This is a genomic window from Streptomyces sp. NPDC058295 (genome assembly GCF_042880655.1).
Taxonomy (GTDB): Bacteria; Actinomycetota; Actinomycetes; order Streptomycetales; family Streptomycetaceae; genus Streptomyces; species Streptomyces coriariae.
Map to the genome: position 1 here is coordinate 221,456 of NZ_JBHVYO010000003.1, position 16,625 is coordinate 238,080.

15 protein-coding genes and 2 pseudogenes are annotated in these 16,625 nt (G+C 73.3%); 8 read left to right on the forward strand and 9 right to left on the reverse strand.

Annotated elements, in window-relative coordinates; all coding sequences use genetic code 11:
- Positions 1-69 precede the first annotated feature (69 nt).
- A complete protein-coding gene (locus ACFVYS_RS05065; RefSeq protein WP_389498939.1) occupies positions 70-756 on the forward strand; it encodes a DUF4230 domain-containing protein in 687 nt (228 codons plus the stop codon).
- 258 nt (positions 757-1,014) lie between these two features.
- Entirely contained in the window at positions 1,015-1,716 is a 702-nt protein-coding gene (locus ACFVYS_RS05070) for a VanZ family protein (protein ID WP_389498941.1), read from the forward strand.
- A gap of 6 nt (positions 1,717-1,722) precedes the next feature.
- Here the strand turns inward: ACFVYS_RS05070 and ACFVYS_RS05075 are convergent, their stop codons facing one another.
- On the reverse strand, positions 1,723-1,959 hold the full coding sequence (locus ACFVYS_RS05075) for a hypothetical protein (RefSeq protein WP_362519539.1): 237 nt from the start codon (positions 1,957-1,959) through the stop codon (positions 1,723-1,725).
- Between the two features lie 96 nt (positions 1,960-2,055).
- Between ACFVYS_RS05075 and ACFVYS_RS05080 the strand changes: the two genes are divergently transcribed.
- From ACFVYS_RS05080 to ACFVYS_RS05090, 3 genes are all read left to right on the forward strand, one after another.
- Positions 2,056-3,096 carry a PHP domain-containing protein gene (locus ACFVYS_RS05080; RefSeq protein ID WP_389498943.1) on the forward strand — a complete coding sequence of 347 codons (1,041 nt, stop codon included), beginning with the start codon at positions 2,056-2,058 and terminating at the stop codon, positions 3,094-3,096.
- A gap of 36 nt (positions 3,097-3,132) precedes the next feature.
- Positions 3,133-3,789, forward strand: coding sequence for an HAD family hydrolase (locus tag ACFVYS_RS05085; protein WP_389498945.1), 657 nt, complete (start codon positions 3,133-3,135; stop codon positions 3,787-3,789).
- Between the two features lie 389 nt (positions 3,790-4,178).
- Positions 4,179-5,141 carry an SDR family NAD(P)-dependent oxidoreductase gene (locus tag ACFVYS_RS05090; RefSeq protein ID WP_389498947.1) on the forward strand — a complete coding sequence of 321 codons (963 nt, stop codon included), beginning with the start codon at positions 4,179-4,181 and terminating at the stop codon, positions 5,139-5,141.
- Between the two features lie 12 nt (positions 5,142-5,153).
- On the opposite strand, the gene ACFVYS_RS05095 is transcribed toward ACFVYS_RS05090, so the two are convergent.
- From ACFVYS_RS05095 to ACFVYS_RS05125, 7 genes and pseudogenes are all read right to left on the reverse strand, one after another.
- The gene (locus tag ACFVYS_RS05095; RefSeq protein ID WP_389498948.1) at positions 5,154-5,987 is read right to left on the reverse strand and encodes an alpha/beta fold hydrolase; all 834 of its coding nucleotides are present in this window, start codon (positions 5,985-5,987) and stop codon (positions 5,154-5,156) included.
- Between the two features lie 181 nt (positions 5,988-6,168).
- Complete coding sequence (locus ACFVYS_RS05100; RefSeq protein WP_389498950.1) at positions 6,169-6,363, reverse strand: hypothetical protein; 195 nt, start codon at positions 6,361-6,363, stop codon at positions 6,169-6,171.
- A gap of 161 nt (positions 6,364-6,524) precedes the next feature.
- Positions 6,525-7,054, reverse strand: a pseudogene (locus ACFVYS_RS05105) (formate dehydrogenase); the annotation flags it as partial.
- Positions 7,055-7,070: 16 nt separating this feature from the next.
- On the reverse strand, positions 7,071-7,370 hold the full coding sequence (locus ACFVYS_RS05110; RefSeq protein WP_389498951.1) for a hypothetical protein: 300 nt from the start codon (positions 7,368-7,370) through the stop codon (positions 7,071-7,073).
- 130 nt (positions 7,371-7,500) lie between these two features.
- Positions 7,501-8,793: an ROK family protein gene (locus tag ACFVYS_RS05115; RefSeq protein ID WP_389498953.1), complete on the reverse strand. Its 1,293-nt coding sequence runs from the start codon at positions 8,791-8,793 to the stop codon at positions 7,501-7,503.
- 91 nt (positions 8,794-8,884) lie between these two features.
- The gene (locus ACFVYS_RS05120; RefSeq protein ID WP_389498955.1) at positions 8,885-9,847 is read right to left on the reverse strand and encodes a phosphotransferase family protein; all 963 of its coding nucleotides are present in this window, start codon (positions 9,845-9,847) and stop codon (positions 8,885-8,887) included.
- Positions 9,848-9,869: 22 nt separating this feature from the next.
- Positions 9,870-13,015, reverse strand: a pseudogene (locus tag ACFVYS_RS05125) (cytochrome P450).
- 249 nt (positions 13,016-13,264) lie between these two features.
- Between ACFVYS_RS05125 and ACFVYS_RS05130 the strand changes: the two are divergent.
- Positions 13,265-13,864: an HD domain-containing protein gene (locus ACFVYS_RS05130; protein WP_389498956.1), complete on the forward strand. Its 600-nt coding sequence runs from the start codon at positions 13,265-13,267 to the stop codon at positions 13,862-13,864.
- Positions 13,857-14,498 (forward strand): PAS domain-containing protein, encoded by a 642-nt coding sequence (locus ACFVYS_RS05135; RefSeq protein ID WP_389498958.1) that lies wholly within the window; start codon positions 13,857-13,859, stop codon positions 14,496-14,498. The genes ACFVYS_RS05130 and ACFVYS_RS05135 overlap by 8 nt, the downstream gene beginning before the upstream one ends.
- Positions 14,499-14,518: 20 nt before the next feature.
- Here ACFVYS_RS05135 and ACFVYS_RS05140 read toward each other — a convergent pair whose 3' ends face one another.
- Positions 14,519-15,178 carry a TIGR03086 family metal-binding protein gene (locus ACFVYS_RS05140; RefSeq protein WP_389498960.1) on the reverse strand — a complete coding sequence of 220 codons (660 nt, stop codon included), beginning with the start codon at positions 15,176-15,178 and terminating at the stop codon, positions 14,519-14,521.
- A gap of 182 nt (positions 15,179-15,360) precedes the next feature.
- Between ACFVYS_RS05140 and ACFVYS_RS05145 the strand changes: the two genes are divergently transcribed.
- Entirely contained in the window at positions 15,361-16,617 is a 1,257-nt protein-coding gene (locus tag ACFVYS_RS05145; RefSeq protein WP_389498962.1) for an FUSC family protein, read from the forward strand.
- The last annotated feature ends 8 nt before the right edge of the window (positions 16,618-16,625 follow it).

Sequence of the window (16,625 nt, forward strand, 5' to 3'; positions counted from 1 at the left end):
AGGTTGCCAACAGCGCGGTCTGACAGGGGATTTGACGGGCATCCGGACAGGAGGAAGGAGGGCCGTCGCATGACGACTGACACCAAGCCCGAGAAGCCCACCACACGCCTCCCCCGTCCCCGGCGCATGCCCGGCTGGGCCAAGGTGCTCACCGCCGTCGTGGTCGTACTCGTCGTGATGTTCGCCGGGATCCGGCTGAGCCTGCTGCCGGGACTGCGCGACTTCTTCGGCACCGAGACCCACGACCACTCGGGCCCCGCCCTGCTGGAATCCATCCAGGACATGAGCCGCTACGACGCCGCCTCCGGGAACTTCCAGGTCGTCGTCGACCTGGAGAAGGACGCCAAGTACCTCCCCGACGCGATCCGCGGCACCCGCACCCTGTATGTCGGGGCGGGTACCGTGGACGCCTACGTCGACCTCGGCAAGGTCGGCGACAAGGACGTGACGGTCGATGACGACCGCACCTCGGCCACGCTCCGGCTGCCGCACGCGCTGCTCGGCACACCGGCGCTCGACCCCGACCGCTCCTACGCGGTCTCCAAGCAGCGCGGGCTGTTCGACCGCCTCGGTGACCTCTTCTCGGACAACCCGAGCGGTGAGCAGGCCGTGCAGAAGCTGGCGGTCAAGCACATCGGCGAGGCGGCGAAGGAGAGCGAGCTGACCGCGCGCGCCGAGACCAACACCACCGACATGCTCCAGGGGCTGCTGCGCTCCCTCGGCTTCACGGAGGTCAAGGTGACGTACCACGCCTGACCGGCCACCCGGGGTGCCCGTCCCGCCGTGTCGGCCGCCGACCAAGCCCGGTAGCGCCGGCGTGCCCAGCACGGCCGACGGCAGCCGGACCGGTCTCGTCGGCGTGCGCGTCGACATGGCGCGGGCGGGGCCGGGCGGCATGCGAGAGAGCCGGCCACCCCGAAGGTCGGCGCGGACCGCGGCGAGGCGGACCGCATCCCTCGGCCGTTCGGGGGTAATCGCGCTACCACGCAGGGAAGTTGAAGACTGGAGGACCGAATGGCCCGTGCAGCTCTACGTCCGCTTGCCGTGTTCCGCCCACGCGCCACCAGGACGGAGGAGCCCGCCCCGCCGAAGAACGGGGCCGGGACGTCGGGCCGAAAGCGCGGATTCCCCTTCAGGACGCGCTCGAAATCCGACCCGAAGCCGGCCCCGGGGCCCAGCTCGAAGCCCGGCGCGAAGTCGGGCTCGTCGAAGAAGGCGGCACGCGCCGAACGTCGGCCGTTGCCGCTCCCGCTCCGGCTGCTGGCGATGCTGTTCGCCTTCGCGTTCATGGTGGCGTTCGCCGTCGTGCTCGCCCGGCTCACCCTGGAGCCGTCACCCGCCTCCGCGGCACTGGTGCACTCCAACCTGCGTCCGGGCGACTCCCTGCGCGCCTACCTCGACCAGCCCGAACTCCGCGACGCGGTGAAGCAGATCGGCGGGAACATACTGCTCGGCGTGCCCTTCGGCGTTCTGGTGCCGGTGGTCGCGCCCCGGGCGCGCGGGCTGCTGCGGGTGCTGCTGCTGACCGCCACCGTCATGCTGATGGTCGAGTTCGCCCAGGGCGCGGTGGTGACCGGACGCGCCTTCGACATCGACGACGTCATCCTCAACACCACGGGCGCCCTGATCGGTTACCTGCTCGTGGGCCGCCGGATGAGCCGTGCGGTGCACGCGCGGGAACGGCACCTGCGTCGGGGCGCCCGAGAGAGCGCCTGACCGCCGTCAGCGCGGGGTCCAGGTGTACCGGTCCCCGCCCACCCATCGCACGACGTCCGGGTCGTCGAGGTCGTGAACCGTGATTCCGTACGCGGCGGCGATCTCGAGGACGTCGGTCACGTCCCTCGCCTCGCCGACCACCTCGGAGTCGATTTCCACGATGCGGAACGGCGACAGGCCCGGCTGGACCCCGAGCACCATGATCCGCGGGTGGGAGATACGGAGGCTCGCGATTTCGGTCATGCCATAGAGGATAAAACGGAACCATCCCATGCGAATCATCCGATTTCCTGGTGCGGTCGGCGCGCGGGTGAGGAACTCTGGAGCCAGGAGGTGGCGATGGATCCCGTCGAAGCCCTGGACCGGATCGCCTTCCTGCTGGAGCGGTCCCTGGCGCCGACCTATCGCGTGAAGGCCTTCCGCACGGCGGCCCGGGTCCTGTCGCGGCTACCCGCGCAGGAGGTCCGCGAGCGGGCCGGAGCCGGGACCCTGGAGACGCTGAAGGGCGTGGGCCCGAAGACCGCCCAGGTGGCACGCGAGGCGCTCGCCGGGGAGACGCCCTCCTATCTGCGCACACTGGAGGCCGAGGCGGGCAAGCCGCTCACGGACGGCGCCGGCGAACGGCTGCGGGAGCTGCTGCGCGGGGACTGCCATCTGCACTCCGACTGGTCGGACGGCGGCAGCCCGATCGACGAGATGGGCCGGGCCGCGGCCGCGCTCGGCCACGAGTGGGCCGTGCTGACCGACCACTCGCCCCGGCTGACGGTGGCCCGCGGGCTCTCGCCCGAGCGGCTGCGCAGGCAGCTGGAGGTGGTCGAGGAGCTCAACGCCACCTGGGCGCCCTTCCGGCTGCTGACCGGTATCGAATGCGACATCCTCGACGACGGGTCGCTGGACCAGGAGCCGGAGCTGCTGGAGCGGCTCGACGTGGTGGTCGTGTCCGTGCACTCCAAGCTGCGCATGGAGTCGCGCGCGATGACCCGCCGCATGGTGAACGCCGTGCGCGACCCGCACGCCGACATCCTCGGCCACTGCACCGGGCGGCTGGTGACCGGGCGGGGGCGGCCGGAGTCGGAGTTCGACGCGGACGCGGTGTTCGCCGCGTGCGCCGAGTCCGGTACGGCCGTCGAGATCAACAGCCGGCCCGAGCGGCTCGACCCGCCACGGCGGCTGCTGCGCCGGGCCGTGGAGGCGGGCGTGCTGTTCTCGGTCGACACCGACGCGCACGCGCCCGGCCAGCTGGACTGGCAGATCCTGGGCTGTGCGCGGGCCGAGGAGTGCGAGGTGCCGGAAGAACGGATCGTCACCGCCTGGCCGCTGGCGGACCTGCTGGCCTGGACTCGGGAAGGGCGGGTACCGGCGAGCGTGGCGGGTGCCTGAGGTGGTACTCGGCAAGCTCGAGAGAAAGGACCCCTGATGACGCGCGCTGCCGTGTTCGACGTCGACGGCACCCTGGTCGACACCAACCACCTGCACGTCACCACCTGGTGGGAGGCCTTCCGGCAGGCGGGCCACCGGGTCCCCATGCACGCGGTGCACCGGGCGGTCGGGCTGGGCTCCGACGATCTCGTCGCCCACCTGCTCGGCGACGACCGGGACAAGGACGAGGACGGCCGGATCAGCGCCGCCCACAAGGCTCTCTACGGGCAGTACTTCGACCGGCTGCCGGCGCTGCGGGACGCCGGTGGGCTGCTGCGCAGGCTGCACGACGACGGCTGGACGGTCGTGCTCGCCACCTCCGCGAGCGGGGCCGAGCTGTCCGCCCTGCGGCGCGCCATCGACGCCGACGACGTCATCGCCGCGACCGCGAGCGCGGACGACGTCGAGGAGGGCAAGCCCGCTCCGGAACCCGTGGAACACGCGCTGGAGCTGGTAGGGGCGCCCGCCGAAAGCGCGGTGTTCGTCGGGGACACCGTGTGGGACATGCGGGCCGGCCGCCGGGCCGGGGTGCGCTGCGTGGGCGTCCTGTGCGGCGGCATCCCCCGCGCCGACCTGCTGGAGGCGGGCGCGGAAGCGGTGTACGCCGATCCCGCCGAGCTCCTGGCGTCCCTGAAGGCCAGCCCGCTGGCCTGAGGGGACGGCGATCCACGCGGGCCCTTCGGGGCCTTCGGGGTCTTCGGAGCCTTCGGAGCCTTCGGGGGCGGTGACACACATCACCGCGCGTGGCCACGGGCCCGGGAACACGCCTAGGAGGTTCTCCGTTGAATCATTCGTGGGGTGTGGAGGGGACAGTGTCCCCGGGCCTCACCTTGTGCCCACGGGGACGATCGTTCGGCTGAAGCCCTGTGAAGCCTTTCGCCGAGAGGCGACCGCCGTCCGCGCCCACACTCAGACCGCCCCGGCCGTGATTCCCCCGTCCGGTCGGGGCTTTCCCCTGTCCGCACGGCTCGGACCCCCGCGGCTGCGCCGCTCGCACCGGAGCGCTTGACTTCGAGTGCACTTCAATCCGTAGCGTTCCGGACATGAGCGACACCGCACAGCACAAGATCGGCTCGGGCTTCGGCGCCACGAGCACCGCCGACGACGTCCTGCGGGGCATCGACCTCACCGGGAAGCTGGCCGTCGTCACCGGCGGATACTCCGGCCTGGGACTGGAGACCACGCGCGCGCTGGCCAAGGCCGGCGCCCGGGTCGTCGTGCCCGCGCGCCGCCCGGACACCGCCCGCGAGAACCTCGCCGGCCTCACCGGCGTCGAGACGGACACCCTGGACCTCGGCGAACTGGAGAGCGTGCGCGCCTTCGCCGACCGGTTCCTCGCGTCCGGCCGGAGCGTCGACCTCCTCATCGACAGCGCCGGGATCATGGCCTGCCCGGAGACCCGGGTCGGCCCCGGCTGGGAGGCCCAGTTCGCCACGAACCACCTCGGCCACTTCGCCCTCGTCAACCGGCTCTGGCCCGCGATCGAGCCCGGCGGCGCCCGGATCGTCTCGGTGTCCTCGCGCGGCCACCACTTCTCGGGGATGCGCTGGGACGACGTCCACTGGCGCGACGGCTACGACAAGTGGGAGGCGTACGGGCAGGCCAAGACCGCGAACGTGCTGTTCGCAGGCCACCTCGACCGGCTGGCCCGGGACCGGGGCGTGCGCGCGTTCTCCCTCCACCCCGGTGGCATTCTCACGCCCCTCCAGCGGCATCTGCCGAAGCAGGAGATGGTGGACCGCGGCTGGATCGACGAGGACGGCAACGTGCTCGACGTCGAGGGCTTCAAGACCCCGGAGCAGGGCGCGGCCACCCAGGTGTGGGCGGCGACCTCACCGCAGCTGGCCGGTATGGGCGGCGTCTACCTCGAGGACTGCGACATCGCCGAGCCTGCCCCGGCGGACGGCGAGCGGGTCGGCGTCAAGGACTGGGCGACGGACCCGGAGCAGGCGGCCCGGCTGTGGGAGCTGTCGGCGCGGCTGACCGGCGTGAACGCGTTCGCGTAACGGGTCACCGCGTCAGCCCCCGGCCGCGAACTTCCGCAGATCCGCGGTGAGGCGGTCCGCGTGGGTGGCGAAGAGGCCGTGACCGGCATTCTCGTACACCTCGAGGGTGGCGTGCTGGGCGAGGCGCGCGGCACGGCGGCCGGTCAGCTCGATGGGCCCGGAGGTGTCGTGGGTGCCGTGGACGACGAGCACGGGCAGGTCGAGCGCGGCCAGCTCGGGGGCCACGTCGAGTTCGGCGATCAGCTCGCCGAGGGCGACGCCGGCCCGCGCGGTGGAGCCGTGGCAGCGCCGGATCATGGACTCGACATACGCCTCGGACAGGTCGTTGCCCGGCCGGTCCAGCGCGAAGAAGGCGCGCGCGCCGTCGGCGAAGAAGGCGGAGCGGTCGCGCCGGAAGGCCTCGGTGCCCGCCCGTACGAGCTCCGGATCGATTCCCTCGGGGTGGTTCGCCGAGCGGGCCGGACCGGGCGCCATGCCGGCGACCAGCGCCACCCGGGCCACACGGTCGACGCCGTGCCGGGTCAGGCAGCGAACGATCTCCGCGGTTCCGAGGGAGTGGCCCACGAGGGTGACCCCGCTCAGGTCGAGACGGTCGAGCAGGCCCTGCACGTCGTCGGCGAGGCTGTCCAGGTCGAAGCCGCCCCACACGTCGTCGGAGCGTCCGTGGCCGCGCCGGTCGAAGCCCACGCAGCGGTGGCCCTCCTGGGCCAGCGGCAGCATCTGGTACTCCCACATCTCGGTACCGAAGTACAGGCTGTTCACGAAGACGATCACGGGCCCGTCGGCGGGCCCGTGATCGACGTAGTGCAGCCGCGCGCCGTCGACGGGGCTCGTGAAGTACGGCATGGGTCGTTCTCCTGACGTGCGGGGACGCGGTGGCCGGGTACGTCCTCCATGCTTCCGGCCGGGACCCCGGGCGTCGATTACCTCCGGGGTCATGCCCGCGTGCGCCCGACCGGGCCCGGCGATGGTCCGGTCGACGTGCCGAGCGCTCGGCGGACGGGCACCGGCGGGCGGGCCCGGTCGGTCAGTCGGTCCCGGCGGCCCGCTCGTCGCGTCGTCGTCGTTGTGGCACCACCGTGTCCTTCGGGTCGCGGGCCGAGGCGATTCCGGCGGCGAACACCCCGAAGCGGGTACAGGCGGAACCGGCGAGGAGGGCCAGACCGCAGGCGACGGCGACGCCGCGCCGGTGACCCGGAAGCGCCGCCCCCGCCCCGCCCACCGCCGTCAGTGCGCGGGCGGACCGCAGCAGCGTGCCCCCGCGCCCCTCCTGCCAGGTCTCGGCGACGAGACCGAGCCGGCGTTCCGCGGCCCGCGACACCGCCACGTCGGCGAGAGCGGCGCGCGGGGGTGTTCTCGTGGACCGGGGGCACCGCCAGGGCCCACGCCGAGGCCGGTCAGCAGCTTCTTGATGAGGTAGTTCTCCTCGTTGTCGAGGGTCGCGCCGCCGAGGCTGGCGATGCCCATGGTGCGGGCGGTGCGCTTGCCGTCCCGCTCCCACTCCCAGGTCTCCCGGCGGGTGCGGATCACCCGGTCGGCGACCATGTCCAGCGCGGTGTCGAGGTCGAGCGGCTCCCAGCCCGTGGCGTGCGCAGGCCGGTGCAGGACCTGGTGGCGGCGGTCCGAACCGGTGGTGAGCTCGAGGGTGGCCGAGCCCTCGGGACACAGCCGTCCACGGCTCACGGGGGAGGCGGGTCGCCCTCGATCTGCACGACCCGGTCGTCCTGTACGCAGATCCGCTGGCCGCAGCCGACGGCGCAGTACGGGCAGACGGACGGGACGACTCGGTCGGCGGTCTCGGTGCGGGGACGCAGCCGCTCGGTGTACGCGGACTTGGCAGCGCTTCCCCGGCCGGTGCGGTCGCTGCCGGTGAGCTGACGGTGGACGGGCCATGAGCGGATCCGGTCGGCCATACCCTTGATCGGCTCCTCAGTCGGCCGGCTCTTCGGGCACGGGCCGGTCGGACTGACCGCTGCCCGCGTGGGGCGCGCCCTGCCGGCCGGTTCCCGCCTCGTCGGTGTCGGGAACGTCCGGAGCGTTCTCCACGTCCCCTCCGGACTCACCCGACTCACCGGGCTCACCCGGCTCATCGGTTCCGCCGGATGCGGCGGTGTGCTCGGGATCGCCGACGTCCCAGCGGTCCTCTCCCCCGTCGGCCTGCTGGTCCGGCAGGTCGCGCGGGATGGGCGTGCCGTTCTCACCAGGGCTTTCGGGGCGCTGCACGGCCACGACGTTCTCCCTTCACCGTCGCGCCGCGCCGGGCGCGGACGACTTCCCCGGGCGCCGATCGCCCGGCGAGGAGGCGAGTACCTCCACGGTGATCAGCGAAACGTGGCGTGGCGGTCGGTTGTGCGTGGCGTCAGCGCGGGGCGCGTTCCTCCAGGACCGTGCGCCAGGCGGGGGCCGGGCCGGCCGGGGTGGGTTCGGGGCGTCGGCCGCCTCGGGCGAAGAAGTCGGCGAGCGGGAGGATCGCCGCGCCGACGGTGACCGCGTCGGGGCCGAGCCGCCCGAGCTCGACGGTGACCTTCTGCGCGGGGTGACGCAGCGCGTACGCGGTCGCGTGGCGGCGTACGGCGGGCAGGAAGCGGGCGCCGAGCTGGAGGCCGGCCCAGCCGCCGATGAGGATGCGCTCGGGCTGGAAGAGGTTGATCAGGTCGGAGAGGCCGGCGCCGAGGTACTCGGCCGTCTCCTCCAGCACCTCGAGCGCCACGGGATCGGGTGCCTCCGCGCTCCCGAGGGGGTAGGCGGCGCTGAGCATCGCGGTCAGCGCGCTCTCCTCGTCCGCGCCCTCGGGCGGCCGGCCGCCCTGTTCCCGCCAGCGTTCCAGCAGCGCCTCGGCGCCCGCGTACGCCTCCAGACAGCCCAGGGCGCCGCACCGGCAGCGGCGGCCCCGCACCCGTACGGTCAGATGCCCCCACTCGACGGCCCGGCCGTGCTCCACCTCGGGCGTGACGAGACAGGCGCCGACACCCGAGCCGAAGAGGACGACGACCGCGTTGTGCGCCCCGCGTCCGCCGCCGAACCACATCTCGGCCTGGCCGAGGGTCTTGGCGCCGTTGTCGATGAAGTACGGCACGCTCTCGGGGAGGAGGGAGCTCTCGCGCAGCAGCGCCTCCAGCGGGACGGCGTCCCAGCCGATCGTCTGGCCGTGCACGACGGCGCCCCGCTCCGGGGTGTGCTCGATGATGCCGGGGACGCCGATACCGACCCCGAGCAGCTGTTCCGGGCCGATGCCTGCCACGTCCAGCACCTCGGCGACGCCGTCCCGGATGTGCCCGACGATCCCGTCGACCTCGTACCGTCGCTGCTCCAACGGCCTTTCCACCCGCGCGAGTTCGGTGAGGGTGAGGTCGAACAGCTCGATCCGCACCCGGGTCTCGCCGACGTCCACGCCGATCATGTGCCCGCTGGCGGGGACGACGCGCAGCAGGATGCGCGGGCGGCCGCCGTCGGAGTCGACGCTGCCGGCCTCCTCGACCAGCCCGTCGGCGACCAGGTCGGCGACGACATTGCTCACCGAGCCGGAGCTCAGGCCGGTGGTCGGGCCGAGCTCGAAGCGGCTGAGGGGCCCGTCGAAGTAGAGCCGTTGCAGCACCGCCGTACGGTTGGCCCGCCTCAGGTCGCGTACCGTGCGCCCGTTCCGCCCCGTCATGTCGCTCCCCTTCGCCCCCTGCCCGACCTGCAACATACCCCTGCGGGCAGCCGCACGCGACATTCCTCCAACCCTTAGTTCACGATGTGAGCTAAGAGACGTCCGCGGACTCGATCTCGTCCAGTGCCGCGAGGAGCTCCGGCGCGACCGTCTCGCGCAGCCAGCGGTCGTGATCCGCGCCGTACGCCCGCGGGACCGTCTCGATGAGCATGATCAGGTAGAGGTAGGCGCGGTACAGAGCGAGCCGCAGCCGCTCGGAGCCGTCGAACACGGCGTGCCCTCCGGCCCCGCGATACCCCTCCAGGAACGGCTCGTCCTTCCGGATGTCCCCGAGCAGCGCCACCGAGACGAAGTCCGCGAGGGGATCGCCCCAGAACATGCGCTCGCCGTCGACGAGGCCCCCGATCCGGGGCGTTCCGCCGGTCCGGTCGACCAGGATGTTGCCCGGCCACAGGTCGAAGTGGACGAGGCGGGCGACGGTCACCTCGTCCAGGGCGTCGTACGCGGCCCGCGCGACGGTGGCCACCTCGTCGGCGGGACGGGGCAGCCAGGCGCCGTAGGTGCGGGCGTCGGCGAGGAGGGCGTCGAACATCCCCGTGAACGCCGTGCGCCAGTCGGGGGCGAGCGGGCCGAAGGCGCCGGAAGGGTAGCCGAAGCCCGGCCCGGTCACCCGGTGCAGCCGGGCCACCTGACTCCCCAACTCCCCGCGCAGAATGGCCTGTTCGGGGGGATCCAGTGATCCGTTCCAGGAGTCGCCCGGGCACACCGTCATCAGCAGCCACTGCCCGTCGAGAGCCACCACCCGCGGCGCCGGCACTTCGGCCAGGGCCGCCCCGCGGCAGAACTCCGCCTCCGCGGACAGCAGTCGGGTCTCGTGGCTCAGGCCCGGCGCCGTGGGCGCGACCTTCAGTACGTAGTGGCCGCCGTCCGTCAGACGGAGCTCCTCGACGGTGTTGTACGTGCCGCCGCCGAGCGGTCCCACGTGGGCCAGCCGGTCGGGCGGGATGCCCGCCGCCGCCAGGACGCTCCGGGCACGCTCCCAGGAATCCGTCACCCCGCCCGCTCCCTCCTGCCGGTCACCCGGCCGCGTAGACGTCCTCCACGTAACGGCCGTCCGCGATCAGCCCGTCGAGCCACGCCTCGGCGGCCGTGTCACCGGCGCCGGGCGTGCGGTCCCGGTACAGATTACGGAACGCCTCCCGGACTCCGGGCGCCATCCGTGAACCGTCGCCGCACACGTACACGCGGGCTCCGGCGGCCAGCAGCAGCCACACCTCGTCGGACTCGGCGGCGATGCGGTGCTGGACGAACATCGCCCGTTCTCGGGAGCCGCGCTGAAGGCGGGGCGCAGCGAGACCGCTCCGGCGGCCTCGGCGGCGCGCAGCTCGTCCGCGTGCAGGAAGTCCGCGTCGGGGGCGTCGCAGCCGAAGTAGCAGAGTGCGGAAGGGAGTTGAGCGCCCGAGGCGAGGGCTGCCCTGCGGTCGGCGACGGCACCCCGGAACGGTGCGAGACCGGTGCCGGCGGCCACCATCACCACGGGTGCCGAGTCGTCGACCCGGAAGGCCTCGCGGCAGGACCGGACACGGGCGTACACCGTGTCGCCCGCCACGAGACCGGCGAGATACCCGGAGCCCGTTCCCCGGTAGAGACCCCGGCCCGATCGCGCGGGCGCCTCCAGCACCGAGACCATCAGGTCCGCGTGTCCCGGGTCGACCGCGGGCGAGGAGGAGACGGAGTAGTGGCGGGGCCGCAGCGGGGTCAGGAGGTCGAGGAGCCGCGGCCAGTCCAGGGCGCCGCGCAGTGCCGGGTGGTCCTCGATCACCTCGACGAGGGTGCGCGGGTCGCCGTCGGGGAGGGCGGCGAGGGCGGCGCGTTCGGGCGGGCAGGGGTTGCCGGCGGCCAGCAGGGACAGCTGGGACGCGCTCGGGCGCTCTCCCAGCTCGACGTGGTGGGTGAGCAGTCGGCGGGCCGTCACGGGCCGGTCCACGGCGAGTCCGGCGCGGCTCGGGCGGGTGGCACGGATGTCCAGGACGGTGTCGAGGTCGACGCCGAGTGCCGTGGCGGCGCGTGCGACGAGAACAGAGTCGTTCACCGGGAGCACGGTGAGGTGGTCGCCCGTGCGGTAGGTGGTCCCCTCGGGCAGGGCGAGGCGGAGGAACCGCTTGCGGCGGGGGTGGCCGGGAGCGGTGAGGTCGTACGCCTCGGTGACCTGCATCGGCACCAGCCCGTGTCGCGCGGCGACGGCGTCGAGCGGGCCGCCGGTCAGGGTACGGACCTCGTAGGCGGCCGGGGACGGGTCGGCGGGCGCGGCGGCGGACTCGACGGCGTCGGGGTCGCCGTACCGCTCCAGCAGTGCGGTGCGCAGCCGGTCGGTGAACTCCCGCACGGCACCGGTCAGATCGCCGGAGGCGTCGGCGGCGGCGCGGTCGGTGAGCCGGGTGGCGCCGAGGTCGGCGAGACGTTCGTCGACGCGGGTCGGGACGTGCTGGTAGGTGGCGGCCCAGTTGCGGTCCCCGACACCGAGGACGGCGTACGTCACGCCGGAGAGGTCGCGGGTCTCCTCCAGCCGGGCGGCGAACGCGGTGGCGTCGTCGGTGGGACGGCCGTTGTAGGAGGCGGCGGTGATGACCACGGGACGGTCCGTGGGCAGGCCGTCGGCGTAGTCGTCCAAGGGCGCCACGCCGGCGGTGCAGCCGATCTCCGCGGCCTCGTCGGCGAGTCGGGCGGCGAACTCGCGGCAGGTGCCGTAGTTGCTGCCGTGCAGGAAGAGGGCGGAGGTGCCGGGCCGGACGCGAGCGGGAAGGGCGCTCGCGTCGGCCACCGGCGCGGTCTCGGTCCGGACGGCGCCCGGCAGGTCCGGGTGGACCCGGTCGGCCGGGGTGCGCGCGGAGAGGGTGAGGGTGAAGTCCCCGGGCTTGAGCGTGAGGGTCTCCTTCACCGCGAGCCGGTAGTCGGCGTGGTCGTGCGGCCGGTAGCGGTGGACGAGCATCGCCAGCAGCATGGTCGCCTCATGGAGGGCGAACTGCCGTCCGATACAGGCGCGTTCACCGGTTCCGAACGGCTTGAAGGCGTGCACGGAACGGGCCGCCCCCGCCTCGGGGGTGAAGCGGGAGGGGTCGAACAGCTCGGGGTTGTCGCCCCAGACGGGCCGCCGGTGCAGCATCGGCGCGAGGACGACCACGGACTGTCCCGCCCTCAGCGGAACGCGTCCGCCGAGCACGGTGTCCGTCAGCGCCTGCCGGCTGAACGCGGCCGCCGTGGGCCACAGCCGCAGCGCCTCGTTGAGCACCTGACGGGTGTAGGTCAACCGGCCGACCTCGTCGTACGTCGGCTCGGGGTCCGGCGTGTCGCCCCACAGGGCGTCGACCTCGCGCTGGACGAGCCGGAGCGCCGTGGGGTCCTTGACGAGGTGGTACAGCGCGAACGACATCGCGCCCGAGGTGGTCTCGTGGCCCGCGATGAGGAAGGTGATGACCTGGTTGCGGATGTTGGTGGTATCGAGCGTGCTGCCGTCGGCGGGATGCCGGGCGGTGAGCATCAGCCCGAGGAGGTCCTCGTCGCCGGCACCCCCGCCGGTGCCCGAGGTGCGGGCGGCGATGACGTCGTCGACGACCTGGGCGAGATGGTCGGCGTCGGCCTCGAAGGCCGCGTCGGCGGCGGTGTGGTCCTGGCCCGGGACGCGGGCGAGCCGGGTCATGCTCCACTCCAGGCAGCGCACCATCGACTCGACGAACGGGTGCGGCTCGTCCCGTTCGAACGACCCGAAGTCGTAACCGAATCCGGCGAGTCCGATGGTGTCGAGGGTCATCCGGGTCATGTCGTCGGGCACGTTCACGGGCTGCCCGGCGCGGGCGGCACGGTCCCAGGCGCCGATGAGCCTGCGGGCCACCTTCAGCATCGCCGGGTGGTAGGAGCGCATCGAGCCGAGCGCGAAGGCCGGCATGAGGATGTCGTGCGCCTTCGCCCAGTTGGGCTCGTCGTTGTAGGCGGTGAACAGACCGTCGGAGGCGAACTCGCGGACGTTCTCCAGAGCCGGACCGACGTGCTTGGCGAAGCGCCGCTCGTCGGCGAGGTCGGTGACCAGGTCGAGATCGGCGACGAAGAGCGTGTCCCGCCCGTGCAACCGCCGCACGAACAGCGGCCCGTGCTCCCGCATCAGTTCCATGGCCTGTTGTACGGGGGTCCGGCCGGGGCCGGTGGCGGTGATGTCGACAAGGGGGATACCGGTGGGGGCGGCGGAGCCGGCGGGGGGGCGGTGTCGGTGGGGGCGGCGGAGCCGGCGTCGGTGGTGTGCGGGCGCAGCGCGGTGGGGGGCATGGCGCGACAACTGCCTTTCGCTGAACGGACGTACCGCACTCCAGCGTGATCCACCCGGGTGCCGTGGCCGTGCCGCCGGACTACATGTTCGTGCAGCGGAAAAGGCACGTGAGGGGTTGCGGAGGTACCCTGCGACGGTTATTAGGCTGGGCCGATGACCTTCATCCCGACCGTGCTGTCCATCGCCCTGGACGAGACCTCGGACCCTGCGCTGCGCCCGCTGCCCGGGGAGGTGGCGGGGCTCCTTGACGAGGTCGGTGCGCCGCCCCGGCTGGTCGCTCATCTCCGGGCCGTCCACGATGTCGCGGGCCGGCTCGTCGACTGGGTCGCACGGCACTGCCCGGCATTGGCCGTGGACCGGGAGGCGGTGCTGTTCGGCGCGGCCACGCACGACATCGGCAAGACGCTGCACCCCGGCGAGCTGTCCGGTCCCGGCGCCCGGCACGAGGCGGCCGGACGGGAGCTGCTGCTGGCCCACGGGGTGCGCCCCGAGGCGGCGCGGTTCGCCGGGACGCACGCCTCCTGGGCGACGCCGGGCGTGGCCGTGGAGGATCTGCTGGTGAGCCTGGCCGACAAGGTGTGGAAGAACAAGCGGGTGGCCGACCTGGAGGACCTGGTGGTGGCCGAGCTGTCGCGAGCGGGCGGACGGCCCGTCTGGCAGGAGTTCCTGGACCTCGACGAGTTCCTCACCGGCCTCGGTGAGGGCGCGGACCTGCGGCTGGCCTGGCAGGCGGCGCATCCCGTCCATGGGTGAGCGGACCGGGCGGGACGCCGTGGTGTGGCGCAACCGCGCACTGCTGCTCTTCGACCGGGTGTCGGTACCGGTCGCGGTGTGCGATGTGTACGGCGCCGTCCTGCTGGCCAATCCGGCGATGGCGGCGGAGTGCGGGACGAGTCCGGGGCGGCTGCGCGGGCGGGAGGTGCTGGAGCTGTTCCGGCCGCAGGAGGCGACCCAGGTGGAGCGGATCGCCGAGGCGCTGCGGCTGCGGCACCGCTCGCGCTACCAGGTGTCGGTGTGCTGGCAGCCGCCCGGAGCCGTGGAGCGGTACGGGGAGCTGACGGCGGACCCGGTGAGCGACAGCGTCGAGGTGACGCCGGCGCTGCTGGTGATGCTGCGCGTCCTCGGCGACCGCGTGACGCGCACCGAGGCTCCCCCGGTCCGCGTCACGCCGGTCGAGGCGCGGATCCTCGCGCTGCTCGCGGGCGGCGCCACGACGGCCCGCGCCGCCCGCGAGACCGGTCTCACCCGGGACGGCGTGACCTATCACCTGCGGCGCCTGTCCACGCGCTGGGGCGCGGCCAACCGTACGGAACTGGTCGCCCGCGCCTATGCGCTGGGAGTGCTGGCGGCCGGGGCGTGGCCGCCCGCGCCGGCCGGCGAGGCGTAGGCGACGGGACAGCCGGCCGCCTACGCGTCCCCTCGGTTCGCGGGCGGGGACCAGCGCGGGTCGCGGCCGAGGAAGGCCAGCAGCGTCGCCGACGGGTCGTGGCCGTCCGGGGTCTCCCGCGCCGGGGCGAAGACCTGGTACGCGTCGCGCAGGTGGTCCACGAGATGTTCCGCCGCCGGCCCGATCCCTTCGGCCGTCCCGGTCGGCAGGGGGCTGTCCTGGCCGGTGGCCACGGCGATGTCCCAGGCGTGCACGGCCGCGTCCATCGCGGCGGCGCCGAGGGCGAGGGGCAGCGGCAGCGGGCCGAGCGGTGTCGGTACCTGCTCGGTGTCCGCGGGCAGACCGGCGTACGCCCCGGCCACCGCGTCCAGGACCTTCGCCAGCTCGGCCGCCGGGTCGCCGTCGAGCGCGTCGGCCGGGTGGAACGGATCGCTGTCGGGCCGGCCTCCGGTGAGCGCGAGGCCGTAGCCCTGCTGGTCGATGCGGGCGTGGTTGAGCACCTGGCGTACCGTCCACGCGTCGCACGGGGTCGCCGCGCCCCACTGCTCGTCGCCGACCGCCGCGACCACCTCCCGCAGGTAGGCGTGCGCCCTCGCGAGGACCTCGATGCCCGGCGTGCCCGTCGTGTCGGCCCGGTCGGATGTGACCGCTTCTTCCGCCCCGGCTGCCTTGTCCGCCATGGAGCTTCCCCCTCCGTTTCGCGTACCCGGTGTCTTCCCCGGCTGACAAGATCAATCTAGGCTCACTTGGCGGACAGTACCGGTCCTCGATGCGGCCGATCGAGGCAGCCGGTCGCCCGTCGCGTGCCGCGAGGTGGTGAAGAAACGTTCGAGGCCGCCGAGGAAGGGGAACTGGACTGTCGATGCAAGAAGAAGTACGTGAGCGAGCGGCACCGCTCGTGCGATTGGTACAGCGCCACCGGGAACCCGTCGTCGTCCAGGCAGTGCGGTCCGCCACCGCGGCGACGATCGCCTATGTCATCGCGCTGCGCCTGAGCCCCGAGGCGCTGCCCCTCACCGCGCCGCTGACCGCGCTGCTCGTCGTCCAGGTCACCCTGTACGCGACGCTCACCAACGGGATCCGCCGGGTGAACGCCGTGGTGGCCGGTGTGCTCGTGGCCATCGCCTTCAGCCTCCTGGTGGGTCTGACCTGGTGGAGCCTCGCGCTGCTGATCGTGTCCTCGCTGGCGGTGGGGCACCTGGTGCGGGTCGACGAGTACGTCCCCGAAGTGGCGATCAGCGCCATGCTGGTGCTGGGCGTGACCACCGTCGGGGACACGGCGTGGGCGCGCGTGGTGGAGACGCTGATCGGCGCCTTCGTCGGGCTCGGCTGCAATCTGCTGCTGCCGCCTCCGGTGTGGGTGGAGGAGGCGGGCGAGTCGATCGAGGGGCTGGCCCGTCGGCTGCGCCAGCTGATGCTGCGCATCGGCGAGGAGGCCTCGGGCCGTACCCCGGTGGAGCGGGCGGCCGCCCGGCTGCACGAGGCGCGCCGGCTGGACCACGACATCGTCCAGGTGGACGCGGCCCTGCGGCAGGCCGAGGACAGCCTGCGGTTCAATCCACGCGTGCGTGAGGGGCTGCTGCACCGGGTGGTGCTGCGCACCGGTCTGGACACGCTGGAGATCTGCACGGTCGTGCTGCGGGTGCTGGCCCGGACCCTCACCGATCTCGCCAAGGAGCGCGAGCCGCAGCCGCTGTTCCCGGACGGGACCGGCGAGGTCGTGGAGCGGCTGCTGTCCGAGATCGCCGACGCGGTGGTCAGCTTCGCGGTGCTGGTGACCACGAGCGTCAGCCTCAACGCGGACGCCGCCGAGGAGCGGCTCACCGCCGAGCTGCGGCAGGCCGCGGCCACCCGCGACAAGCTCGCCCAGCTGCTGCTGGAGCAGCTCCAGCACGACGCGCGCCAGTGGCAGCTGCACGGCGCGTTGCTGACCGAGGCCACCCGCATCATCGACGAGCTCGACACCGAGCACCGCTCCCGCCGCCTCCTGGAGGAACTGGACCGCAACAGCCGTGAGCAGCGTGACCGGATGCCACGGCTGAACCGGCTGCGCGAGCGCCTGGGCGTGCAGGACGAGCTGTGGCGGAACCGTACGGGGTTCGGCCGGCGTTCTTCCTGAGCCGGCCC